The organism is Streptosporangium sp. G12 (assembly GCF_052983175.1).
The window spans coordinates 96,605-120,021 of the sequence record NZ_JBRIQO010000003.1; the positions used below are offsets into that span (position 1 = coordinate 96,605).

Genomic DNA, 23,417 nt, shown 5'->3' on the forward strand with positions numbered 1-23,417 from the left:
CTGCTCGGGTCCGCACCACCGCCCACCTCGGGTGCCGGGGTCCCGGGTCCGAGTCGACGGTTCAGCCGAGGATCTGGACGTACCCGTCGGTCCCGTGAACGCGGATCCGCTGCCCGTCCCGGATCAGCCGGGTGGCCTGATCCACACCCACGACGGCCGGCAGGCCGTACTCCCGCGCGATCACCGCCCCGTGCGTCATGAGGCCGCCCACCTCCGTCACCAGTCCGGCGACGGTGACGAACAGGGGGGTCCAGCTGGGGTCGGTGTAGGTGGTGACCAGGATGTCGCCCGCCTCGAGGTCGGCCCGCGCCATGTCCGTGACGACGCGGGCACGGCCCTCGACTGTCCCGGCCGAGACCGGGAGGCCGGCCAGCGCGCCGGGCGGGGCGTCGTCATGCCGGTACCGGCCGTTGATGGCCTCGCCGTCCGAGGTGAGGACCCGGGGCGGTGTGAGCGCCTCGTACGACCGGAACGCCTCCCGCCTTTCCAGGATGAGCCCGGCGTCCACGTCGCCGGTGCGCACGACTTCCCGCAACTCCGCGAACCGGAGGAAGAAGATGTCCTCCTTCTCGCGCAGGGTGCCGGAGCGGACGAGGCGATCGGCCTCCCGCAGCAGCGCCTGCTTGTAGGCGAAGTAGCGGCTGACCATGCCGTACTTGGGGTACTCCCGGTATCCGGCGAAGGCGCGGACGCGGTCGATCATCCGCTTGGTCTCCTCGGCCTTCCGCTCCCCGTCGGGCAGGGCGCGCAGCCGCGTCAGAAGTTCCTGCTCCTTCCGCTGCGACTCCAGGCGTCCTTGTTCGAAGTGTCGTTCGCCGGCGCCCGGCTCGAAGTTCTTGATGTTGCCGAGGATGGTGGGCACGAGCGTGGCGGGATGCTCGCTCCAGCGCGTTCTGGTGATGTCGATCTCGCCTGCGCAGCGCATGCCGTACTCGTCGAGGTAGCCCCGGATGGCGTCACGTGCCTCCCGTCCGCCGGCCAGCCCGGCCAGCTCGTCCAGGAAACCGTCGCCCTCCCGGCCCTCGTCCACGACGCGGTGCAGGAACGTCACGACCTCCGCGTGCGGCCGGATCGTGTCCGCGACGTCGAGGAGCGCCAGCCCCATCTCGGAGGTGACGTTGTGGGGGACGGATTGCGTGAGCACGTCGGCCGCGTTCCTCTCGCCCAGCCACGCCTCGAGGTGGTCGTTGAGCCACCAGGCCGCCTCCATCCCCGCCATGATCACTTGGTGGCTCCGCGGATCGAACAGGATGCGCCTCAGCTCCGCGATGTCGGCCTCGATGAAGTCGAGCAGCGCCGGCCCGGACAGCGTCCGGATCTCGCTCCGCAGGGTGGCGACGGACTCCTGACTCCGCCGGATCAGCTGGGTGACAACGGCCGGATCGGTCTCGATCGGTGCGGGTGAGTCGCCGGCGGGCGCGGCGACGGAATCCTCGTCCGCGAGCAGGCGGATGAAGTCGCCGCGGTCCAGGACGGTCTGTAGCGCCTCCCGGATCAGCGGGTCGGACCTCCCCAGGGTCCCGATGAGGTTCGCGCGACCGGCGGCCGTCGCCAGGACGGGGGCCACGTCGACGAACAGCCGTCCGCCCGCCTCGTGCATCGGCCGTGGGGTCGTCAGCTGCCACACGGAGAGTCCCAGCGGCTTCATCGCGTCGGTCATCATCTGCTGGTGACCGACGGAGACGTAGACATGGTTCTCCCGGTCATCGGTCTCGGGGAGGGGGAACAGGGTGGTGATCGGCCGGCTCTGGACGATGTGGAAGTCATCGCCGGCCAGGCACCATTCGATGTCCTGGGGCCTGCCGAAGTGCGCTTCGACGCGCCGGCCCAGCCGCACCAGGCGCACGACCTGCGCATCCGTCAGAGCCGGCTGCGTCTGCCGTCGCGGCTCGATCGGTGCGTCATGGGTACCGCCTCCCGGCGACGCCTGGACGGACCGCGGCTTGGTGGCGACCGCCGTGGTGACGACCTGATCGTCGCGCACCGTGTAGACGTCCCCGGCGACCAGGCCGGAGACGAGCGCCTCGCCGAGCCCCCAGCCGGCCTCCACCGTGGCGATCTTCCGGTTCGAGGTCACGGGGTCCGCGGTGAAGAGGATCCCGGCCGCGTCCGGGAACACCATCCGCTGTACGACCACGGCCATCCGTACCTTGCGGTGGTCGAAGCCGTTACGGCGCCGGTAGGTCACCGCCCGCTCGGTGAACAGCGAGGCCCAGCACCTTCGGACGTGGTGGAGGATCGCCGGCAGGCCCACGATGTTCAGGTACGAGTCCTGCTGGCCGGCGAAGGACGCGGTCGGCAGGTCCTCGGCCGTCGCGCTGGAACGCACCGCGTAGGAGGCCCGCTCTCCGAGCCGGGCGAGCGATTCGCCGATCGCCGCCTCGAGATCGCCGGGAATCGCGACGCCTTCGACGACGCGGCGGACATCGGCGCTCAGGGTGCGGATCGCCTCGCGGTCGTCCGGGTTCACGCGCGACAGCAGGTCGAGCCGGGCGTCGATCGACGGCGCCTCGGCCACGATCCGCTGGAAGGCGTCCGTCGTGACGCAGAAGCCGTCCGGCACGCGGATGCCGTCGATTCGCGAGAGCTCGCCCAGCTGCGCTCCCTTTCCGCCGACGTCCGCGATATTCGTCGAGTCGATCTCCTCGAAACCCAGCACGTAACCCAATTCCGTTGCTCCATTGCTTGTCGGGCCGGTTCGCAACGGGCAGTATGAACCACTTTCTGACGTCTCATGAGACGCGCGGATCTGATACAAAATGAAAGTGGCGGGGAGTGGCGCGCGGCCTGACCCGGCCTCCCCGCACCGGCATCCCGGGCCGCCGTTCACGCTCGGCGGCGGTGATCTCCTGGGCGCCGGCCGGCGCCCGCACCGGGCCCCCGCGCCCGGTCCCGACCTGCCCCGACCTGCCCCGACCTGCCGCAGGGTGCGGTGGACGTGGACAGGAGCGCGTACGCGGATCGCGGGCCCCTCGGGACGGACGGCCGGATCCTCGGCGACGACCGGCGGGATCTCGATCGCGATGGACCCGGCCGGATGGTCCCGGTCCCGCTCCTTCAGAGGCTGCGGGCGGTGATGTCGCCGTGGGAGGTGGTGGCGCGGATGTCGAGTTCGGTGGTGCCGTTGTTCTTGAGGGCGTTGCTGACGCGGCCGTAGCCGGTGCCGGCGTCAAGGGCGGCCGAGACGCCGGCGGCGGCGGCGACCGAGATGTCGCCGGACTGGGTGCGGAGCACGACCGTGCCGCGCACCGCCTCGGTGATCCGGATGTCGCCCTTCGCGGTGCTGATCTCCGCGGGGCCGTTGAGCCGGCCGACCTCGACGTCGCCGTCGAGCGCGGTGAGGCGGACGCTCGCGGCCTCGTCGATCTTGATCTGGCGGTACGCGCCTTCGAAGGCGACGTCACCGAGGCGTCCGACGCCGCGGAGCTCGGCGGCGGCGGCCCTGGCCTCGACGCGGGAGCCGGCGGGCAGCTGGACGGTGATCTCCAGGGATCCGGAGGGGCCGAAGAGTCGGTTGTCGAGGGTCGAGGTCGTGACCCGCAGGACGCCGTCGGCGTAGGTGACGGTGGTCTGCTCGGCGGTCTTGGTGTCGCGGCTCCTGGAGGGGTCGGCGGGCAGGACCTCGACGGTGGTGTCGGCGCGGTCCGCGGCGATGAACTGGACGCGTCCGGCGGGGATGTCCAGGACGGCGGAGATCGGGGCGGGGGTGTCGAACTTCTGCATCGTGCTCTCCCGTGCTCACTCGTTGTTTCTGACATTGGAAACGCTACGTTGCGTTCCTAAATCTGGCAACATATTTGTTGCATAGAAGATACATTTACGCAGGTAAACGTCGATAAACTGTTGCAACAGTCCTGATACTAAAGCAACGGAAGATGCTCTGATCATTGCAATGAATGAGAAGTGAACGCTATGGTGGGGGGCCAGGGACCACCACGAAGGATCACCAGGGAGATCGCGATGCCGGGAGGCAGACTCACCCAGCAGGACCGCCGGCAGATCGCGCTGGGGTTGGCCGACAGCCTCCCCTACGCCGAGATCGCCCGGCGACTCGACCGGCCGACCTCGACGATCACGCGTGAGGTGATGCGCAACGGCGGCCCTGCCGCCTACCGCGCCGACCTGGCCCACCGCGCCACCGAACGCCGCGCCAACCGGCGCAGGCCCGCCTCCTCCCAAGGGCCGGAGCCGGTCCCCCAGCCGCACGGACGCGACGCCGAGGCCGTGGCCGAGTACGAGGAGACGTTCACCACCGTCCTCATGGCCTCAGGCCTGACCAAGATGACGGCCCGGGTGCTGACCTGCCTGTTCACCACTGACGCGGGCAGTCTCACCGCATCCCAGCTCGCCCGGCACCTCCAGGTCAGCCCGGCGTCGATCTCCAAGGCGATCGCCTTCCTGGAGAGCCAGAGCCTCGTCCGCCGGGAACGCGACGAACGCCGTCGCGACCGCTACGTCGTCGACGACGAACTCTTCTACCAGGCGACGATCGCCAGCGCCCGATCCAACGACCTGCTCGTCGAGACCGCACGCCAGGGCGTCGCCGTCCTCGGCCCCCGCACCCCGGCCGCCGACCGCCTGGAGAACATCGCCCGCTTCCTCGACTTCATCAGCGAAAGCATCACCCGCGCCGCCGAACAGGCCCGCGAAGTCCTCCACACCAAACCCGGAAGGACCTCGAACGACACCGCTCGGCCAGGTCCGGACCACGGATAGGCAGCCGTCTCGATCGTCACGGCCATGAGACGAGGCCGGCCGCGGACGGCCGCCCGTCCAGGGGTGCGCACCCTGTCGAAAACGGACACGAACTCCAGGTTTATCGACAGGAGCGGGCCCGATCATGGTCTGCCCGGGCGGCTGTGCCGTAGATCTGGTGGAGGCAGGAAGAGCCACGCGGCCACCGAGGTCAGGGTGCACGCGTGGCGCGAACACACGTCACCACCAGCCGAAACGGAGAGTGCACACGAATGCGAGTCGAAGAGAACTCCCGCGGGCGACGGACGGGAACCGGCATGCGCACCTGGCGGAAACCGTCGAAGCTCGCGGCCGCGGCCATGATGGCCGGATGCCTCGCGTTGGCCGGAACCCCGGCGGCGGTCGCCGACGCGGGCCCGGCCCGGGAGAAGGCCGCGCTCACCTGTGGCGCCGGCGTGTTCCTCGACGGCCTCCGGGCCCTCGCGGTCACCGAGAACGGCCGCGACGAGGTGTTCATCACGAGCGGTGGCACGAAGATCTGGCCGGTGACCGCGGCCTACGTGTCGATGGGCGCGGGCCAGCGGGTCGAGGTCGACAAGTGCGTCCCCGTCGGCGCCCAGCTCCGCCTCATGGAGTACGACGACATCGATCCCAACGACCTCATCGGCGGCGTCACCATCAACCAGGACGCGACCTGGGACTACGAGTTCTGCTGCGGTGGCGGCGGCCGGTACCGGCTCGGGGCCGTCCAGTAGCCCGCCCCCCCCGGCACGGCACCGCCTCCGGCCCTCTTCGGCCGGCCGGAGGCGGCGCCGTGCTCTCGCGGTGTTCCGAGGAGGTCTCGCGAGAGGTGCTGAGAAGTGCCGTCGTGTTCGGGCGGGACCGTCCTCCTCGGCGCCGTCCTCCTTGGCGGTGCCCGAAGCCGGATGTCTCAGTGGCCGGTGACTTGAGGATCTCCGGCCCGGCACGTCGGCGGGCCGAAGACGGAGTACGTCGAGTGGTTCCCCGAACCGGTCGAGCGGATCATCGGCGGCTGAGCCCGGGCCCGCCGCGCATGCCGAGACCTCGTTGAACGGCCCGCTGTACTTCGGAACACGTTCCGAAGTACCATGTGGCATGGTTACGCCGACCGTCCCGTTCTCCGACCTGTCGAAGCACTCCAAGCGAGTCGCCGAGACCCTTGATCGCGTTCACCGGGTGCATGTGAAGCGTCGAGACGGAGAAGACCTGTTCATCTCCACCGCACGGCATGACCGGCAGAGAGAGGAGACCGCGGACATCGCGGCCCGTATGGTCGCGGCCCTCCTCGCCAGCGACGAGGGCACCCGCGCCGTCCTGCACGCCCTGCCCACGGTCTTCCCCTGGGTGAGACACCTTTCCCTGGAGGAGAAGAGGGAGTTCGTCCAGGAACTGGTCGACGCCACACGCGACGCGGTCGAGCTGGACGTCCACGCCACCCTGCACCGGCTCATCGTCGAATGGCGTGCCACCGCCCGCGTCCTCGCCGACCCCTCGCTGACCGCACAGCTCACCCGCGCGCTGCCCGATGACGATCACGGTGAGGTGATCGCGCCGTGAGTCCCAAGCGTGGCGACGCGGTGGCCCCGCCGCCGATCGGTGACGAGTGGCACCTGCGGTTCGCCACCAGTGAGGCGGCCAAGGGGTGGGCCGATCTGTGCGCCGAGGCCGCGGGCAACACCCGGCGCTGTTTCGAGGCGCTGCGTGACGCTCCGCTGTCGCAGGACGACCCAGATCGGCAGCACCGTCTGCGAGGCCGTCTCGCCGCCGGGACTCTGGGCGGTCGCGAATACCCGCAGTGGGAGTACGAGGTCACCGCGGGCGGTCGCGTGCGTTACCTCGTCGACGAGTCCCGGCGCACTGTCCACCTCGTCTACGCCTCGACGCGCCACCCCAAGGACACCGACGCCTAACTGCTTGGAAGCCTGAGAGGCCCTCACGTACCGGCGTCCAGGCCGGTGTGGGCGGCGAGGAAGGCGAGCATGTCGGCGGCCAGGTCGACGGCGCGGCCCGCCGAGCGGGAGCCGTGGCCGACGTCGCCCTCGTGGCGCAGCAGGATCGGCCGCGAGCCCGACGTCGCCGCCTGCAGCGCCGCGCACATCTTGCGCGCGTGCATGGGGTCGACCCGGGAGTCGCCGCCGAACGTGGTCAGCAGCGTCGCGGGGTAGTCGACGCCGTCGACGACCCGGTGGTAGGGGGAGTAGCCCAGCAGCCAACCCAGCTGCTCGGGGTCGTCGGCCGAACCGTACTCCGAACGCCACACCGGGCCGAGCCCCGACCGCTCGTACCTGACCATGTCGAGCAGCGGCGCCGAGCAGACGGCGGCGGCGAACAGGTCGGGGCGCTGCGTCAGCGCGGCGCCCACCAGCAGCCCGCCGTTCGACTCGCCGCACGCGCCCAGCCGCGCGGGGGTGGTCCAGCCGTCCGAGACGAGTTTCTCGGCCGCCGCGGCAAAGTCGTCGAAGACGTTCTGCTTGCGCTCCAGCATGCCGTCGCGGTGCCAGGCCGCCCCCTCCTCGCCGCCGCCGCGCAGCTGGGCGAGGGCGAAGACCCCGCCCGCCTCGACCCAGGGCAGGATGTAGCTGGAGTACGACGGCGCGAGCGAGAGCCCGAACCCGCCGTAGCCGTACAGGATCGTGGGCCTGGGGCCCGAGCCCGGGCGGGCCAGCACGACCATCCGCACCGGCGTGCCGTCCGCGGAGGCGCAGACCAGCTGTCGGGCCTCGAGCCTCGGCACCTCCACGGCGCCGGGCGCGGCGCTCCACAGCGACGTCCGCCCGGTGCGCGTGTCGTAGTGGTGCACCCCCGCGGGCGTGACGCTGTCGGTGTAGGTGAACCAGACCTCGTGGCCGCCCTCGGGGCGGGTGGTCATCCCCCCCGCGGAACCGAGGCCGGGCAGCGGCACCGAACCGCGCCGTTTCCCGGTCGCCAGGTCGTGGACGCTGATCTCGCCGACCGCGTGCCGGGTCCAGCCGACGAGGAGCGTCTGCCCGGCGATCGCGAACTCACCGATCACCGCCTCCGGATCCTCGTCGACCAGACCGACCCAGTGCTCGGGGCCCGGCCGCGCCGGGTCGGCCACGCATAGCCGCCCCCGCGGCGCGTCCAGGGTGGTGAGCAGGTACAGGCGCCCGTCGCGGCCGACGGCGGGCGCCGTCACCGCGCCCGCCCCCCGCTGGATCACCCGCAGGTCGGGGCGCTCGGGGGAGGAGGACGACAGGTCGGCCAGCCAGAGGTCGTTGCCGTCGCCCGCCATCGCCGAGACCGTCAGCCAGCGGCCGTTGTAGCTGATCCCCAGCCCGTACGAGCGCTCCTCACCCATGATCACGGCGTCGGCCTCGGCGGGGGTGCCGAGCCGGTGCAGACATACCTGGCGGGAGCGGACGTAGAAGAACGCCTTCCCGTCGGGCAGCCACGCCACGGGCGCGTACCGGCAGCGGTCGATCGGGCCGTCCACCACCCGGCGGGTGGTGACGTCCATGACCCGCAGTTCCGAGCGCTCGTCCCCGCTCCTGGACACCTGGTACGCCACCAGCCTGCCGTCCAGGTCGGGCTGCCAGTGGTCGAGCGTGGTCAGCCCGCTCGGGTCGAGCTCCATCGGGTCGAGCAACGTCTCCTCCACCCCGTCGGGGCCGGTGCGGTAGAGGACCGCGTGCTCCTGTGAGGCCGTACGGCGCAGGAAGAACCGGCTGCCGCCGCGCCACATCGGCGTGCCGACCGTCCCGGCCCCGGTCAGCGCGGCCACCCGCGAGTGCCACAGGTGGCGGCCCGGCAGCGTGCCCGCGTGCTCGCGCCAGAGTTCCTCCTGGGCGGCCGTCCAGCTCCGGGTCTCCGGGCTGTCCGGATCCTCCAGCCACCGGTACGGGTCGGGCACGGCGTGGCCGTGGAGGTGGTCGACGATCGGTTGCCGCTCGGCGGGAGGGTAGATCATCGGCTTCCTTCGATGTGGAGAGCTCGGGCTCTGGACGGGAAACGCGGTGAGGACGTCACGGCACCAGCTCCTGCGCGCTCGAAGGGTCCCACTGCCCGGCCAGGTCGGCGTAGAGCGGGGAGGCGGCGAGCATCTCCTCGTGCGTGCCCAGCCGGACGCTGGTGCCGTCCATGACGAGGACCCGCCGGGCCCGCAGGGCGGAGGTCAGCCGGTGGGCGATGACGAGGAGCGTGCCGCCCCGGCGGGCGAACGCCTCCTCGGCGCGGGCCTCGGCCGCCGGGTCCAGGTGACACGTCGCCTCGTCGAGGATCACCAGCCGGGCCGGGGCGAGATAGGCGCGGGCCAGGGCGACCAGTTGCCGTTCGGCGGGCGACAGCAGCCCCGAGTGGATCTCGGTGGAGTAGCCGCCCAGCCGCGCCACCAGGTTCGTCAGGCCGACCGCGGCCACCGCGTCGTCCACCGCCTCCGGCGAGGCGTCGGCCAGATAGGTCAGGTTCTCCAGCAGGGAGCCGCGGAAGACGTACGCCTCCTGCGGGATGAGCACCCGGTCGGCGGGGTCGAGCCGGTCGGCGGGCACCCCGCACACCAGGACCTGGCCCGCCCCCGGCGCGAGCACACCGGTCAGGAGCGCGGCGAGCGTGGACTTGCCGATGCCGCTGGGGCCCACGACCGCGATGTGGTCCCCCTCGGGGACCGACAGGTCCAGGCCGTCGATCACCGGTTCCGCGTGCGGGCCGTACGCGAACGTCACGCCGCGCAGCTCGGCCGCCCCGGCCCCGCCGTCGCCGCCGTCCCGTGCCGCGATCCGCCCGCACGCCCGTACGGGCGGGTCGCCGTCGCGCAGCAGCCGGCCGAGCGCCACCCGCAGCCGGACCCCGTTGATGCCCAGCCCCTCCACGAGGTTGCCGAGCGCGGGCGTCAGCGACTGCGTGACGTAGGCCAGGGCGCCCAGGATCACCCCGGCGCCCGCGCCCTCACCCACCAGCCAGGGGGTCCCGGCCAGCACCAGCAGCACCGGCAGCCAGCCGCCCACCGCCAGCGACAGCGTGCGCAGCGCGGTCACCCGCGCCAGCGACCGGGCCGCGCGGGCCTGTTCGGCCACCCGCAGGCCGACGTCGCCCGCCACCCGCTCCTCGGCCCGGCAGGCGGTGATGTCGCGCAGCCCGCCCACCATGGTGGCCAGCGACCCGGCGGTGCGCTCGTCGGCCAGGATGAAGTCCCGCTGCCGCCTGGCCAGGGCGCGCAGCGACAGCAGGAAGATGACAAGTCCCGCGACGAAGGGGGGCAGCACCAGCGCGAGCACCTCGGGCACGAGGGTCGCCAGCCCGAGCATGACGCTCACCACGGTGAACGCGAACGACCTGACCACCGTGATGACCGAGGCGAAGGCGTCGCGGGCCAGCTCGACCTGCAGGTTGGAGCGGGCCACCGCGGCCGCCCCCGGTCCCCGTCCGGACATGACCGAGTGGCGCAGCGCGTCGTCGACGACGTGCGCGAGCAGTTCCTCGCGGAACGGCTCCACGATCGCGGCGACGGCCATCACCACCTGCCGCGCGCCGACCGCGGCCAGCAGCCACGCGCCGCCGAGCAGCGCCAGCCAGGCGAACCCGGTCGCGGGGCGTCCCGCGCCGAAGCCGTCGTCGATCGCCCGCGCGATGGCCAGGCCGATGACCAGGGAGGGCGCCGTCTCCGCGACGGACCAGCCCGCGAGCCTGACCAGCTGGTACGGGTCCCTCCTGAGCGCCCGCCGCAGGGGCCTGTTGACGACGTGCCCGTCCGGAGGGCTCACGACGTGCCCGCCCGGAAGGAGGTGCCCGCCTGGAACGACGCGCCCGCCGGGGAGGAGGCGCCCGGCGGGAAGGACGCGTCGTCCGGGGAGGACGTGTCCGCCTGGAAGACGGCGCGGTAGGCCGGGTCGGCCCACAGCGCCCGGTGCCCGCCGCACGCGCGCACCCGGCCGTCGTCCAGCCAGATCACCCGGTCGGCCGCCGCGGCGGTCGCCACCCGGTGGGTCACGATCAGGCGCGTGCGGTCGCGCAGCTCCCTGGAGAGCGCGCGGGCGACCTGGCGTTCGGTGACGGTGTCCAAACTGGAGGTGGCGTCGTCCAGGACGAGCAGGCGCCATCCCTGCGCGAAGGCGCGGGCCAGGCCGAGCCGCTGCCGCTCACCGCCGGACATGGGCGCCTCCTCCAGCGGCGTGTCGTACCCCAGGGGAAGCCGCCGGACGAAGGTGTCGGCGCGGGCCGCCCGCGCCGCCGCCCGCACGACCTCGTCCCTCCCGTCCGCCCGGCCGTCCCGGTCGTCGTGCCGGTGGCCGGACCCGGTGCCGGTACGGGTGCCGCGACGGCCGCGGCCGGAGGCGCCGTGGCGGCCGGTGCCGGGGGTGGCGGCGGGAGCGTCGAGACCCAGGGCGACGGCGGCGCCGACGGTGTCGCCGAGCAGCGCGGGGCGCTCGAAGGCGTACCCGACGGCATGGCGCAGCGCCTCGCGGGAGAGGTCGGGCAACGGCACGCCGTCGAGGAGGACCGTGCCGTGCCGCGGGTCGACCAGCCGCCCGGCGACCGCGGCGAGCAGGGACTTGCCCGCCCCCGAGCGGCCGACCACGGCCACCGCCTGCCCGCCGGGGATGACGAGATCGACGTCGCGCAGGCCGCCCGCGTCGACGCCGCGCAGCTCGAGCGTGCCGGGACCGGGAGGCAGCGGGCGCGTGCCGTAGGCTCGCGGGCTCTCGGCGGTCAGCTCCTCCACCCTGGCCGCGGCGGCCCGCGCCCTGGCCAGGCGGCCGACGTAGCCCAGCGCCGAGCCGAGACCGGCGCCGAGCACGACGTAGCGGGCGGCGGCGTACAGCTCTCCGGCCGTGAGGTCGCCGGCGGCCAGGCGCAGCCCGCCCACCCCGAGCACGGCCACCTCCAGCAGCGGGACCACCGCTCCCGCCTGCACGCCGGCCCGCGCGTTGGCCCGCCACATGTCCATGGCGTGCCCGCGCAGCCGGGGCAGGGCGGTGAGCACCCGCGCCCGCTCCTGGTCGGCGGTGCCGGCCGCGGCGATCGTACGGGCCCCGGCGAGGGCGTCGACCAGGCGGGCGGCGATGTCGCTCTGCGCCGCCTGGTAGTCGCCCGCTATGGAGGTGCTCACGGTGAGGAAGGCTCGCAGGACGAGCGCGATGAGGACGAGCCCGGCGACCAGCGTCACGGTCAGCAGGGGGTCGATGAGGGTGAGGGCCACCACGCCGCCCGCGGTGGGGATGACCAGCGCGGCCCCGGTGACGATCGACTCGGGGGCGCGCCCGATCTCCTCGGTGTTCAGGCCCATCCGGGTGACCAGGTCCCCCTCGGGGAACCGGCGGGTGATCACCGGCCCGACACCGAGCACGTTCCGTACGACCCGGTTCCTGAGCCAGGCCGAGGAGCGCGCGCCGCTCGATCCGGCGGCCCAGACGCCGAGGGTGTCGCAGAGCACGGTCAGGATCACGGCGGCGGCGCAGGCACCGAGCCAGGTCGCCGCGCCGGTGCCGCCACTCGTACCGGCCACGAGCTCGTCGACCGTCCTGCCCAGCACGAGCGGGAGCGCGAGCTGCGCGAACGCGCCCAGGACGGAGGTGACCGCGAGGACGGCCAGCCAGGGTCCGCTACGCCGCACGGTGTCGGCCACCAGCCGGTCCGCTGCCCGCACGTTGGCTCCTCCCCGAACCTTCCCGACTTACCGAACTTCCCCGACTTCGCGAACTTCCCCGATGTTCCCGACGCCCCGAACGTCCTGGACGCCGCGGACCTCCCCGGTCTCCCGGCGTCCTCGGCGTACCGGACCCTCCCGGAACGGGAGTGCCCGGGACGGCCGCCGTCGCTGGCCGTCCCGGGCACGGGGTCTCACTAGTGGCAGAGCACGACGCTCAGGTTGCTGGGCTTGCCGGACGCGCAGCCGAGAACCGTCAGGGTGCTGCCGCCACCGCCGCCACCGCCGCCGGTGGGGGTCTCCAGGGACTGCAGGTCGAGAAGGACCATGGGAGTTGCTCCGTTTCTACGGGGTTCTACGGGTTCTGGATCGTGTGGAACGGGAGGAACTAGTGGCAGAGCAGGAGGCTCAGGTTGCTGGGCTTGCCGGACGCGCAGCCCAGGACCGTGAGGGTGCTGCCGCCGCCACCGCCGTGGCCGCCGCCGTCGGGGGTCTCCAGGGACTGCAGGTCGAGAAGGACCATGGGATTGCCTCACTTCTGGTGGGAACCGATATAGGGAGAACCGGGTGCCTAGTGGCAGAGGACGACGCTCAGGTTGCTGGGCTTGCCGGACGCGCAGCCCAGGACCGTGAGAGTGCTGCCGCCGCCGCCACCACCGCCGCCGGTGGGGGCCTCCAGGGACTGCAGGTCGAGAAGAACCATGTCGTTACACCTCCTTCGATGTCGATGTGTCGTGGGGGCCAAACCACCCGGCGGATCCGTGCGCGGACACCCCTGCCGGGGCGCTCGTGCCGCCGGGCGGCTCGATGAAGGGGAGGAACACCGGCCGGTCGTGCAGCACGGCGCTCATCGCGAACAGGACTCCGGCCGTACCGGTCGCGAAGTCCATGGAAAGCCTGAGCAGCTGGTTGCCGGGGAAGGCCAGCCCGCCGCCGTGGGGCAGCGCGTGCCAGTCCAGCCCGCGGAGCTGCTCGGCCAGGTCTGTGTGGCCGGTGTGGAGGGCGTTCGGTTCGGGCCCCAGGCCCCAGCCGAGCCCGCCGATCATGCCGCTCCGGCCGGTGAACAGGCCGGACTGCACGAAGTAGCGTCCCCGGGTGACGCGCCGGCAGCCGTCGAGCGCGGCGCGGAAGTCCGCGTCCTCGCGGTGGGTCAGGTAGCGGGCGAGGACCAGGCCGATGCCCACCGACCCCTCGTCCAGGTAGGGCAGCGTGCGCCAGCCCTGGTCGACCTGGAGGGTGCCGTCCTCGCCGGTGACGCAGCGCCGCAGGTCCTGCCGGAGCGCCACGGCCGCCCGCTCGAGCAGCGACGCGTCGCCGGTGCGCTCGTAGGCGTGCAGGAAGAGGAGGGCGGGTCCGGAGGAGCCGTACATCAGCCCGGCCCGGGGGTTGGCGCCGCCGCTGACCTCCGGCACGTCGTCGGGCCCGCCCAGCCTGTCGGAGCAGATGCCGGTGATCTGCAGGGCCACCTCGGTGAAGGTCCGCTCGCCGGTGGTCCCGCCCAGGTGGAGAAGGTTCAGGCCCATGCCGGCCAGGCCGCTGAACAGCCCGAGCTCCAGCGACTCCCACTTCTGGCGCAGGCATAGGTCGGCGGTGTCGATCGCGTCCTGGCGGTGCCCGAGCAGGTCGAGGACGTAGGCCACGCCGTGCAGGCCGTCGTAGAACCCGATCCCCGTCCCCGGGGCGGGGGCCAGCGCCCTGGCGCGCAGCCAGTCCTCGTACTCGGGACGGCGCTCGGCTCCGGTGGCGGCCAGCGCGTAGAGCACCCCCGCCGCGCCGTACGCGAGGTTGACGCCCCCGCCGGGCTGGAACTGGGCGACGTCGCCGGGGAAGAGCCGGTCCTCGCGCTCGGGGGTGGCGCTCGCCAGGATGGCCCGGGTCATCGCCTCCCTGAGCCGGGGCCAGTCGTCGAGCCCCGGCTTCGGGTACGGCGTGGCCGCCGCGGGCTCGGGGCCCGTGACGGTCAGGACCGCCTCGTCGAGCACCTCGCGCGGTACGGGGAAGGTCTCGCCGATGAGCCTGGCCAGGTCGGTCACCTTGGCGCGGTCGAGCGGCAGCATGATGGTGAGCTGCGGGGCGAACAGTCCGAGGCAGAGGCAGGCGAGGGCGTACAGGTCGACGTCGACGCCCTGCCGGTCGGCCGGCGCGCCGAACGCCGGATGGGCGAGCGCGGCGCGGCCGCGGTCCTCGATGAGGGTCGCCACCTCGTAGTCGATCAGTGCCAGGCGGCCGTCCTCGGTCACGAGGATGTTGTTGGGGTGCAGGTCGCCGAAGACCACCCCGCGCCCGTGCAGGGACTCCACCGCCCGGCGCACCTTGGGGAGCATGTCGAGCACCCAGCCGGTGTACTCGGCGATGGCCTTGTCGTCGCAGGTCGCCCTGGTCAGCGGGTACTTGTGCACGAGCTGCCGCTGGAGCGGGTTGCCGTCGACGAACTCCTCGACCAGGAAGTGGTGCCCGCCCAGGGTGAAGTAGTCGATCAGCGCGGGCACCGCGTCCAGTCCGGCCAGGCGCTCCAGCATGTCGCGCTCGTGCGCCAGCCGCGCCACCGCGTCCCGGCCGGCGGCGTCCAGGCCGGCGTGCGGGCGGGCCTCCTTCAGCACGACCCGCTCCCCGGTGCGCAGGTCCTCTCCCAGGTAGACGCCGCCGCCGTTGGAGAACTGCATGACGCTCTCGACCCGGTACGGCAGTCCCTCGGTGGTGACCGCGTTGCGGGCGGCCACGTGGGATTCGAGGAAGGCGGGCAGCGTCACCCAGGACGGCACGCCGAAGGCGGGTTCCCGCACGTCGGGGACGAGCCGCCCCTCACCGTCCTCGATGGCCAGCACCAGCTCGCCGTTGTCGGCCAGGCAGCGCCGTCCGGCGAAACCGCCGTACCGCACGAAGAGCGGGCCCTGGCCGTAGCGCAGATCGCTGAGGATGTACGGCCCCTCGACGCCTCTGAGCAGCTCGTCGAGCTCCTTGAGCGTGAGCTCCAGCTGCGCCTCGTCCACCGGGTAGATCGTCACGAGCTTCCCGCTGGCGCCGCGGGGGGCGGCCTTGGAGTTCAGCATGGTCATGACCGGCAGGCTGCGCAGGAACTTGAACGCGATGTCGCGGGGGACGCAGTAGTCCCAGACCGCCTCTATGGCGCGGTCGGCGTCCTCGGCGCGGGCGGAGACGTGGATCTTCCAGCCCTGGGCGGGGGTGCGGCCGGCGAGCGGCGCGTAGTGCATCCAGGTGTCGGTCGCCTGGTGCTGCCAGCCGTCCGGGACGTCCCGGGCAGCGAGCGCGAAATCGGGGTGATCCCCCCGGCGGCCGTCAAGCGTGTCATAAAAAAGCGGGTCCGCCAGGCAATAAAGTTCATACTGGTCATCCACGGCATTCTCCCCTGCTGTCTTCCAGAAGAGAGAATTACGGATAACCCGAGAAACCACTAGTTACAAATTAAACCACTCGTATATGCGAAACTCACAGTGTCGACCGTGAAGGTGTGCGCTACCTGCGCTTTCGCGGCGGACGTGAAGGTTATTCGGAAAAATTACCAGGAACCTCGGCCATCAGGGTGAACCACCCGTCCGCGCCGCCGACCGCCCGCACCGTGCCGCCCAGCTCGCCCACGCGATGGGTCAGGTTGCCCACGCCGCTGCCGACGGAGTGCGCCTCCCGCCGGGGAGCCCCGTCGTTGACGACGGTCAGGCGCAGCCGGCCGTCGTGCTCGACCAGCTCGATCGCGCACCGCTTCACCTGGCTGTGCCGCAGCATGTTCGTCACGCCCTCGCGGACCACGGCGCCCAGCGTGGCGCTCACGGCCTCGGGAAGCTCGTTCACGTCCACCCGGACCGAGCAGTAGGCCCCGAAGCCCTCCATCAGGGTCCTGGCCCGCGCGGCCTCGCCGGAGAACGACAGCCGGTGACGGGCCTCCGACACGTTCCGCACGGCGTGCGCGGCCTGTCGCACCGCCCGCAGCACCTCTTCCAGGTCCTCGCGCAGGCGCGCGTCGCCGTTCGCCCTGCGATGGGCCAGCTCTCCCTTGATGGACGCCAGCCAGAGCCAGTGCCCCACGATGTCGTGCATGTCGCGGGCGAACCCCTCGTACGCTCTGGTGAGCGCCCTCTCCCGCTCGGCGCGAAACCGCCTGAGCCGCCGGAGGAGCACGAGCGTCACGCTCAGCGAGACCAGCAGGACGCCCGCCCCGGCCGCTCCGACGAGGTAAGCGGGGTGGGGCATGGAACGCCTCTCACAGGAGAAGTGATATTCCCGATGATAAACTCGAAAAATTATCTGAGCGTCAATTCAGAGGTGCGGTTACGGGGCGTAACCATGCGAGGGGTAAGTGCCTGATAATTACCCCAACATTATGATATGAATCGCACAACTAGGCGAATCTCGGAGAAGTGGACACGCCGGGGTGCCACGCTCCCGTTCCGGGCACGCCGCCCGGACGGACGGCCGTGGTGACCGGACGCGATCGGATCTCCCGAAGCCATGGCATGGCGACGGCCCGTTACGGCGAGTGACCGTTGAACGTGGTTCCGCGCCCTTGCCGATTTCGCTCCCTCCCCCGCGTCGTCGTGATGAGGGCCGCCGCAGGGGCGGCCCCGGACGGCGACGACGGCGACGACGGAGAACATGACGACGGAAGCGACAGCGGGGCGGACCTGGCCGGGACGGAACCGTTCAGAGCAGTGCGAACGCCCGGGGGAGCAGCAGGTAGGACCCGGCCACCAGGCACGCGCCCGCCACCACCAGGAACAGGAACACCCAGAATCCGCCGGGCAGGAAGGTCAGCCTGGCGAGCTGGTCGGCGTCGGAGTCGGGCGCCTGGTGGCGACGCCGCTTGCGCTGGAGTTCCACGATCGGCCGTACGCCTCCCAGCAGCAGGAACCACACGGCCAGGTAGGCCAGGATCGCGTCCATGTCGGGCGCGGCGTACCAGGTGAAGGCGAAGATGGCACCTCCGGTGGCCAGCAGGCTCACCACGCCGAACAGGTTGCGGATCAGCAGCAGCATGCAGAACAGCAGCCCGATCACCATCGTGATCAGCACCGCCACGTAGCCGGAGGCGGTCAACCACGCCCCGCCCAGTCCCAGTAGGGAGGGGGCGACGTATCCGGCGGCGGCGGTCAGGATCATGCCGAACCCCCGGGGCTTTCCCCTGGTCAGGGTCACGCCCGAGGTGTCGGAGTGCAGCCGGATGCCCTCCAGCTTGCGCCGGGTGAGCAGGGCCACCAGCGCGTGCCCGCCCTCGTGGGCGATGGTGATCAGCCCTCGTGACAGCTGCCACGAGGTGGACCACGACACCACGCCCAGCGCGGCCAGGGCGGACAGCAGCACGACCCACAGGGGCGGTCCGGAACGGGTCGAGGTCAGGGTCACCCAGAGGTCGGACAACGCTCGTTTCTCCTTCGCGGCGTGAGAGCAAAGCGTCCCACGACTGCCGGTGTGCTGGCGATAAAGTCGGAACCGTGCCGAACATGATTCCGGAACTCGCGGACGCGGGCGTCCCCGCCTGGTGGCGAGGGCTGGGCCTGCCCGGCCTGGCGGACGTGCACGTCCACTTCCTACCGGAGCGGATGGAACGTCGAGTCTGGCACCATTTCGAGCATGGCAGCCCCCTGATGGGGAAAGGGTGGCCGATCCACTACCGGCTGCCCGCCGGGGAACGGGTCGCCAGGCTGCGGGCACTCGGGGTGAGGGTCTTCTCCGCCCTGGCCTACGCGCACCGGCCGGGCATGGCCGAGAGCCTCAACGAATGGACGCTCGACTTCGCCGGCCGTACCCCGGGATGTCTCCCCTCGGCCACCTTCTACCCCGAACCTGGAGCTCTCGGCTACGTCCGGGACGCGCTCGGCCGAGGGGCGCGGATCTTCAAGGTCCACCTCCAGGTCGGCGACTTCGACCCCCGGTTCAAGGAGATCGACGAGGTGTGGGGGCTGCTGGCCGAGCGGGGCGTGCCCGTCGTCGTGCACGCCAGCTCGATCCCGCTGCCCGGCCGCCACACGGGGCCGGGGCCGATCGGCGGGGTGCTGGACCGCCACCCGGCCCTGCCGATGATCGTCGCGCACCTCGGCATGCCGGAGTACGACGAGTTCTTCGAGCTGGCCGAGACCTTCCCGAACGTGCGGCTCGACACCACGATGACCTTCACCGACTTCGCCGAGCGCGGCATGCCGTTTCCCGAACGCCTCCTGCCGCGCCTGCGCGACCTCGGCCTGGCCGGCAAGATCCTGCTCGGCAGCGACTTCCCGAACATCCCCCACCCGTACGCCCACCAGCTCCACGCGCTCGACCGGCTCGGGCTCGGCGACGGCTGGCTCCGCGCGGTGTGCTGGGACAACGCGGACAATCTCCTCGACCTTTCCGCGCACTACACTCGGTCGGCAGGATGTTGATGACCGGGAGAAACTCGTGAACGATCGGAACGCCGAGCTCATCAAGACGTTCTACGAAGCCTTCGCGCGCCGCGACGCCGACGCGATGGAGCTCTGCTACCACCCCGACGTCACCTTCGGTGACCCCGTCTTCCAGGAGCTCGAAGGACGCGACAGGGTGATGGGCATGTGGCGGATGCTGCTCGGCCGCAGCGCCGACCTCGACGTGACCGTCCGCGACATCACCGCCCGCCCGCACGAGGGAACGGCACACTGGACCGGCCGTTACACCTTCGGCAAGACGGGCAGGAAGGTCGTCAACGAGGTCGACGCCCTCTTCCGCTTCGAGGACGGCCTGATCGTCCGGCACCACGACGACTTCGACCTCAAGCGCTGGTCCAAGATGGCGATGGGCCGGCCGGTCGGTATCGTCCTCGGCTGGACCCCGATGCTCAGGGCGAAGATCCGCACCACCGCGATGCGGTCGCTGCAGGAGTTCATGAGCGCCCGATGAGGAGAGACGCGTGACCGACCGGCGAATGCGGGGCCTGCGGAGCCTGATGCGCGGGCGTCCCGGCACCGGCCGGGAGTCTCCCGAGCGGTCGATGGACCCCAGGTCCGTCGGCGACGGGCGGCCGGTCCCGCCCCGCTCGCGCGTCATCGACAACGCGATCTACGTCAACGGCCGTCGCACCGCCACTCCCGAGTCGCTGCCCGAGGCCTTCGAACGACTGAAGAACACTCCCGACAGCATGGCCTGGATCGGCTTCTACCGGCCGGAGGACGGTGTCATCCTCAACGTCGCCGAGGAGTTCGACCTGCACGAGCTGGCGGTCGAGGACGCCATCGTCGCCCACCAGCGGCCCAAGGCCGACCGCTACGGCGACACCCTGTTCGTGGTGCTCCGCCCGGCCCGCTACCTCGACGAGGCCGAGGAGGTCGACTTCGGCGAGCTGCACGTCTTCGTCGGCCCGAACTTCGTGATCACCGTACGGCACAGCGAGGCGCCCGACCTGTCGCAGGTCCGCCGCCGCATGCAGCACGACCCCGAGCTGCTCGGCCAGGGCCCGCAGGCGGTGCTCTACGCCATCCTCGACGCGGTCGTGGACGGCTACGCCCCCGTGGTCGCCGGCCTGCAGAACGACATCGACGAGATCGAGGTCCAGGTCTTCGGCAACGAGCCCGGGGTCTCCCGCCGCATCTACGAGCTGTCGCGCGAGGTGATCGAGTTCCAGCGGGCCACCCAGCCGCTCCTCGGCATGATCGAGGGTTTCATCGCGGGGGCCGCCAAGTACGGGGTGGACCAGGAGCTGCAGAGATACCTGCGGGACGTGGCCGACCACGCGATCACCGTCGCCGAGCGGGTCAGCGGCTTCCGCCAGATGCTCCACGACATCCTCGTGGTCAACTCGACCATGGTCGCCCAGGCCCAGAACGAGCACATGACCAACCTCACCGAGGCGAGCAACGCCCAGAACGAGGAGGTCAAGCGGATCTCCGCCTGGGCCGCGATCCTGTTCGCCCCCACTCTCGTCGGCACCATCTACGGCATGAACTTCGACGTGATGCCCGAGATCCACTGGAAGTGGGGCTATCCCTTCGCGGTCCTGCTCATGGCGGGCGTCTGCCTCACGCTCTATCTGGTGTTCAAACGCCGCGACTGGCTCTGACACCGCCGTGAGCCCCGGACCGCCGGCCCGGGGCTCACGGCGAAGATCAGCTGAGCTTGGCCAGGATCAGGTCCAGCTTGCCCTCCATGGAGTCCATCCGGCCTTCCACAGAGCCCATCCGGCCTTCGAAGGACTCCATCCGGCTTTCGAAGGACTCCATGCGGCCTTCGAGGGACTTCATCCGGCCTTCGAAGGACGCCATCCGGGTGTCCATCTTCACCTCAAGGCCGTCGACCTTGGCGTCAAGGCCGTCGACCTTGGTCTCCAGGCCGTCGACCTTGGTCTCCAGGCCGTCCACCTTGGTGGAGAGCGCGAGGAGATCCTCCTTGGTGGCCATCCGGTTCATGATCTCTTCGAACATCGGCGCGGTGTAGGTCATGACCTCCTCGCGGATGATCTTGGGAAGATCGTGCAGTGTCTCCTTGATGTCCGCCAGGTCCTTGCCGGTCCTGAAGGCCCAGGCCTCCAGATCCGTCACGCGCTGAACGGTGCTCCGGGTCGCCACGTCGGGCATGCTACCTCCTACTCGGGGGGGAAACGGAGGGTCGGCCTGCCGACGGGCCGGGGCCATGGTCCGTGACGGCATGCGACCAATTGAACACGTTCCGCTGAGGAGGCGGGGTTGATTCCGGGATTCCGGACCGAGGGGTGGGTCAGCCGAGCAACTTGCGGGCGGCCGCCTCGATCTCGGCCTCCGACAGCAGCACGTGCCTGGCCGCCTCGCCCAGCGGGATGAAGCTGTCCGAGGAGGTCACCCGGGCGATCCTGCCGGTGAAACCCGCGTCGAGCAGCTCGGCGACGATGCTCTCCGAGACGCCCCCGGTGCGGCGGGTCTCGTCGGCGATCAGCACCTTGCCGGTCAGCTCGGCGGCCCGCATCAGATCCTCCACCGGAAGGGGGGAGAGCCAGCGCAGGTCCAGGACCCGGCAGCCGTGCCCCTCGGCGGTGAGCCTCACCGCGGCGCGCAGGCTCATCCGCAGGCCGTTGCCGAAGGTCACGATGGTCAGGTCGCGGCCGTCGCCGTAGCTGCGGGCCCGCCCGATCGGGATGTGCGTCTCCGCCCATCGGGCCGGGGGAGCGTACGGGGCGAGCCAGCCGCTGTCGCCCTCCTCGAACATGTCGCGGGTGTTGTACAGGGCGATGGGCTCGAGGAAGACGCAGACGCTGCCGTCGACGCGGGCGGCGGCCAGGCAGGTGCGCAGCATCGAGGCGGCGTCGTCGGGCCGGGCGGGGGAGGCCACGACCAGGCCCGGGATGTCGCGCAGCGCGGCGACGGAGTTGTCGTTGTGGAAGTGGCCGCCGAAGCCCTTCTGGTAGGCGTAGGAGGCGACGCGCACCACCATCGGGTTGCGGAAGGCCCCCTGGGAGAAGAACTGCAGCGTCGCGGCCTCGCCCCGGATCTGGTCCAGGGCGTTGTGCAGGTACGCCAGATACTGGATCTCGGGCACCGGCAACAGGCCGGAGACCCCGGAGCCGAGCGCGAGGCCGAGCACGGCCTGCTCGTCCAGGTGGGTGTCGAACACCCGGCCGGGGCCGAAGCGCTTCTGCAGGCCGCGCGTGACACCGTAGACGCCGCCCTTGCGTGCCACGTCCTCACCGAAGACCAGCACGTCGGGGTGGGCGGCCAGGGAGTCGGCGAGGGTGCGGTTGACGGACTGGGAGAAGGTGAGCGGGCCCTCCTGCTCCGGGAGCCTGCCGGCGAAGGCCCTCGCCCTGGACTCCGGGGCCGCCGCCCCGGTGCTGGCCGCGGCGACGGCCGCGGGAGTGCGCGGGGCCAGCGGCTCCACGATGTCGAAGGCGGAGACCAGCCGGGGTCGCCGGGAGCTCTCCATCGCCATCTTGAACAGGTGCTCGCGCGTCGTCTCGTACCGGAGCAGCAGCTCGTCGGGGGTGGTCAGGCCGGCCTCGACGAGCAGCCTGGCGGTCGCCACGAGCGGGTCGCGCTCCAGGTCGGCGTCGATCTCCCGCTTGGTCCGGTAGGACAGCTCCACGTCCGAGCCCGCGTGGCCCATCAGCCGGACGGTGCCGACGCGCAGCAGGGCGGGGGCGCGGTGCGCGCGGACATGGTCGGCGGCGGCCAGCGCAACGTCGTGGACGTCGGCGAGATCGCAGCCGTCGGCCTCGAAATACCTCATCAGCGGGTGGTGGGCGGCCCTGACCCAGCCGTCGGGCGTGCGCACGCTGATGCCCAGGCCGTTGTCCTCGCAGACGAACAGGATCGGCAGCGCCAGCTTCTGGTACGAGCCGTAGGCGGCCGTGTTGAGGCCCGACAGGGCGCTGGCGTGGTTCATCGAGGCGTCACCGAAACTGCACGTCGCGATCGCGTCGGCGGGCCACGGCCCCGGCAGGCCGAGCTGGCGGGCGCGCTCGATGGCGAAGGCCACGCCCACCGCGCGGGGCAGGTGGCTGGAGATCGTGGAGGTCTGCGGGATCACCGCCAGGTCGGGGTGGCCGAAGACCTTGTGCCGCCCGCCCGCCATCGGCTCCTCGACCGAGGCGGTCAGGCCGAGCAGCACGTCGCGCAGCCCCTCCTCGGGCAGCCGGCCCGCCATCGCCGACCGGGTCAGGTAGAAGGCGCCGGACCGGTAGTGCAGGAGGGCGGGGTCGGTGGCGCGCAGCGCGGCGGCGACCGCGGCGTTGCCCTCGTGGCCGGCCGAGCCGATGGTGTAGAAGCCCTGGCCCTGCTCGCGCAGCCAGCGGGCGGTGACGTCCAGCAGCCTGCTGCCGAGCTGGAACTCGAACAGCTCGCGGCAGCGGGCGCCCGTCAGGGTCGTGCCCTCCCGCACGGGCAGGCCGGGATCGCGCGGCGCCCCGGGGGAAAGGGCGGTCACGGCCTCGGTGAAATGGGTCTCAACAGTGTCGCGCGCCACAGCCCGATTATGTCCCCCATGGATGGATGCCGTCCTCAACCTTGACATCTTTGATGCGTACGGACTCGCGGGCCGATCATATTTAACTATTATTCATGACGGCTTGTCAGGGCTGTTTTCACCGATCCGCCCGATGAATGAACCGGAACCCTCATGCCGGGTCTGACCAGCACAAGGGGCGGAAGCCCCGAACGGTGGGAGCACATTCGTT

At 71.5% G+C, this 23,417-nt stretch carries 20 protein-coding genes; 7 read left to right on the plus strand and 13 right to left on the minus strand.

The window, feature by feature from the left end; all coding sequences use genetic code 11:
* Positions 1 to 61 precede the first annotated feature (61 nt).
* Both rph and ACVCAG_RS05555 read right to left on the minus strand, forming a co-directional pair.
* Positions 62 to 2,668, minus strand: coding sequence for a rifamycin-inactivating phosphotransferase (gene rph, locus ACVCAG_RS05550; protein WP_447189557.1), 2,607 nt, complete (start codon positions 2,666 to 2,668; stop codon positions 62 to 64).
* A gap of 389 nt (positions 2,669 to 3,057) precedes the next feature.
* Positions 3,058 to 3,723 carry a DUF4097 family beta strand repeat-containing protein gene (locus tag ACVCAG_RS05555; protein ID WP_440082265.1) on the minus strand — a complete coding sequence of 222 codons (666 nt, stop codon included), beginning with the start codon at positions 3,721 to 3,723 and terminating at the stop codon, positions 3,058 to 3,060.
* A 237-nt stretch (positions 3,724 to 3,960) separates the two neighbouring features.
* On the opposite strand from ACVCAG_RS05555, the gene ACVCAG_RS05560 reads away from it, so the two are divergent.
* The 4 genes from ACVCAG_RS05560 (at position 3,961) to ACVCAG_RS05575 (ending at position 6,626) form a co-directional block, all read left to right on the plus strand.
* On the plus strand, positions 3,961 to 4,716 hold the full coding sequence (locus ACVCAG_RS05560; RefSeq protein ID WP_440082266.1) for a helix-turn-helix domain-containing protein: 756 nt from the start codon (positions 3,961 to 3,963) through the stop codon (positions 4,714 to 4,716).
* Positions 4,717 to 5,012: 296 nt separating this feature from the next.
* Complete coding sequence (locus tag ACVCAG_RS05565) at positions 5,013 to 5,450, plus strand: hypothetical protein (RefSeq protein ID WP_440082267.1); 438 nt, start codon at positions 5,013 to 5,015, stop codon at positions 5,448 to 5,450.
* Positions 5,451 to 5,898: 448 nt separating this feature from the next.
* Complete coding sequence (locus ACVCAG_RS05570; protein ID WP_440082286.1) at positions 5,899 to 6,273, plus strand: hypothetical protein; 375 nt, start codon at positions 5,899 to 5,901, stop codon at positions 6,271 to 6,273.
* On the plus strand, positions 6,270 to 6,626 hold the full coding sequence (locus ACVCAG_RS05575; protein WP_362845074.1) for a hypothetical protein: 357 nt from the start codon (positions 6,270 to 6,272) through the stop codon (positions 6,624 to 6,626). Before ACVCAG_RS05570 ends, ACVCAG_RS05575 begins: the two co-directional genes overlap by 4 nt.
* 23 nt (positions 6,627 to 6,649) lie before the next feature.
* Here the strand turns inward: ACVCAG_RS05575 and ACVCAG_RS05580 are convergent, their stop codons facing one another.
* From ACVCAG_RS05580 to ACVCAG_RS05620, 9 genes are all read right to left on the minus strand, one after another.
* Positions 6,650 to 8,644, minus strand: a complete 1,995-nt coding sequence (locus ACVCAG_RS05580; protein ID WP_440082287.1) for a prolyl oligopeptidase family serine peptidase — start codon at positions 8,642 to 8,644, stop codon at positions 6,650 to 6,652.
* A gap of 55 nt (positions 8,645 to 8,699) precedes the next feature.
* Positions 8,700 to 10,433 (minus strand): ATP-binding cassette domain-containing protein, encoded by a 1,734-nt coding sequence (locus ACVCAG_RS05585; protein WP_440082288.1) that lies wholly within the window; start codon positions 10,431 to 10,433, stop codon positions 8,700 to 8,702.
* Entirely contained in the window at positions 10,430 to 12,316 is a 1,887-nt protein-coding gene (locus ACVCAG_RS05590; RefSeq protein WP_440082289.1) for an ABC transporter transmembrane domain-containing protein, read from the minus strand. The genes ACVCAG_RS05585 and ACVCAG_RS05590 overlap by 4 nt, the downstream gene beginning before the upstream one ends.
* Before the next feature lie 197 nt (positions 12,317 to 12,513).
* Positions 12,514 to 12,645, minus strand: a complete 132-nt coding sequence (locus ACVCAG_RS05595; RefSeq protein WP_440082290.1) for a SapB/AmfS family lanthipeptide — start codon at positions 12,643 to 12,645, stop codon at positions 12,514 to 12,516.
* 59 nt (positions 12,646 to 12,704) lie between these two features.
* A complete protein-coding gene (locus ACVCAG_RS05600) occupies positions 12,705 to 12,839 on the minus strand; it encodes a SapB/AmfS family lanthipeptide (RefSeq protein ID WP_440082291.1) in 135 nt (44 codons plus the stop codon).
* Positions 12,840 to 12,887: 48 nt separating this feature from the next.
* Positions 12,888 to 13,019, minus strand: a complete 132-nt coding sequence (locus ACVCAG_RS05605; RefSeq protein WP_440082292.1) for a SapB/AmfS family lanthipeptide — start codon at positions 13,017 to 13,019, stop codon at positions 12,888 to 12,890.
* A gap of 4 nt (positions 13,020 to 13,023) precedes the next feature.
* Positions 13,024 to 15,672, minus strand: a complete 2,649-nt coding sequence (gene lanKC / locus ACVCAG_RS05610) for a class III lanthionine synthetase LanKC (protein WP_447189558.1) — start codon at positions 15,670 to 15,672, stop codon at positions 13,024 to 13,026.
* Positions 15,673 to 15,820: 148 nt separating this feature from the next.
* Positions 15,821 to 16,522 carry a histidine kinase gene (locus ACVCAG_RS05615; protein ID WP_440082294.1) on the minus strand — a complete coding sequence of 234 codons (702 nt, stop codon included), beginning with the start codon at positions 16,520 to 16,522 and terminating at the stop codon, positions 15,821 to 15,823.
* A 450-nt stretch (positions 16,523 to 16,972) separates the two neighbouring features.
* A complete protein-coding gene (locus ACVCAG_RS05620) occupies positions 16,973 to 17,686 on the minus strand; it encodes a M50 family metallopeptidase (protein WP_440082295.1) in 714 nt (237 codons plus the stop codon).
* An 83-nt stretch (positions 17,687 to 17,769) separates the two neighbouring features.
* Between ACVCAG_RS05620 and ACVCAG_RS05625 the strand changes: the two genes are divergently transcribed.
* Genes ACVCAG_RS05625 through ACVCAG_RS05635 form a run of 3 tightly spaced genes read left to right on the plus strand, consistent with a single transcriptional unit; the run spans position 17,770 to position 20,336 of the window.
* Entirely contained in the window at positions 17,770 to 18,687 is a 918-nt protein-coding gene (locus ACVCAG_RS05625; RefSeq protein WP_440082562.1) for an amidohydrolase family protein, read from the plus strand.
* A 16-nt stretch (positions 18,688 to 18,703) separates the two neighbouring features.
* A complete protein-coding gene (locus ACVCAG_RS05630; RefSeq protein ID WP_440082296.1) occupies positions 18,704 to 19,180 on the plus strand; it encodes a nuclear transport factor 2 family protein in 477 nt (158 codons plus the stop codon).
* Positions 19,181 to 19,190: 10 nt separating this feature from the next.
* Positions 19,191 to 20,336 (plus strand): magnesium and cobalt transport protein CorA, encoded by a 1,146-nt coding sequence (locus tag ACVCAG_RS05635; RefSeq protein ID WP_440082297.1) that lies wholly within the window; start codon positions 19,191 to 19,193, stop codon positions 20,334 to 20,336.
* A gap of 46 nt (positions 20,337 to 20,382) precedes the next feature.
* On the opposite strand, the gene ACVCAG_RS05640 is transcribed toward ACVCAG_RS05635, so the two are convergent.
* Together ACVCAG_RS05640 and ACVCAG_RS05645 are read right to left on the minus strand one after the other, a co-directional pair.
* Entirely contained in the window at positions 20,383 to 20,850 is a 468-nt protein-coding gene (locus ACVCAG_RS05640) for a hypothetical protein (RefSeq protein ID WP_447189559.1), read from the minus strand.
* 139 nt (positions 20,851 to 20,989) lie between these two features.
* Entirely contained in the window at positions 20,990 to 23,206 is a 2,217-nt protein-coding gene (locus tag ACVCAG_RS05645) for a thiamine pyrophosphate-dependent enzyme (protein ID WP_440082299.1), read from the minus strand.
* Positions 23,207 to 23,417: the final 211 nt, after the last annotated feature.

Bases quoted from the DNA above. Each gene is read 5' to 3' on its own strand.
- ACVCAG_RS05600 (WP_440082291.1), bottom strand. From the start codon at position 12,839: ATGGTCCTTCTCGACCTGCAGTCCCTGGAGACCCCCGACGGCGGCGGC.
- ACVCAG_RS05615 (WP_440082294.1), bottom strand. From the start codon at position 16,522: ATGCCCCACCCCGCTTACCTCGTCGGAGCGGCCGGGGCGGGCGTCCTG.
- ACVCAG_RS05605 (WP_440082292.1), bottom strand. From the start codon at position 13,019: ATGGTTCTTCTCGACCTGCAGTCCCTGGAGGCCCCCACCGGCGGCGGT.
- ACVCAG_RS05625 (WP_440082562.1), top strand. From the start codon at position 17,770: ATGATTCCGGAACTCGCGGACGCGGGCGTCCCCGCCTGGTGGCGAGGG.
- ACVCAG_RS05560 (WP_440082266.1), top strand. From the start codon at position 3,961: ATGCCGGGAGGCAGACTCACCCAGCAGGACCGCCGGCAGATCGCGCTG.
- ACVCAG_RS05640 (WP_447189559.1), bottom strand. From the start codon at position 20,850: ATGCCCGACGTGGCGACCCGGAGCACCGTTCAGCGCGTGACGGATCTG.
- ACVCAG_RS05565 (WP_440082267.1), top strand. From the start codon at position 5,013: ATGCGCACCTGGCGGAAACCGTCGAAGCTCGCGGCCGCGGCCATGATG.
- ACVCAG_RS05555 (WP_440082265.1), bottom strand. From the start codon at position 3,723: ATGCAGAAGTTCGACACCCCCGCCCCGATCTCCGCCGTCCTGGACATC.
- ACVCAG_RS05595 (WP_440082290.1), bottom strand. From the start codon at position 12,645: ATGGTCCTTCTCGACCTGCAGTCCCTGGAGACCCCCACCGGCGGCGGT.
- ACVCAG_RS05580 (WP_440082287.1), bottom strand. From the start codon at position 8,644: ATGATCTACCCTCCCGCCGAGCGGCAACCGATCGTCGACCACCTCCAC.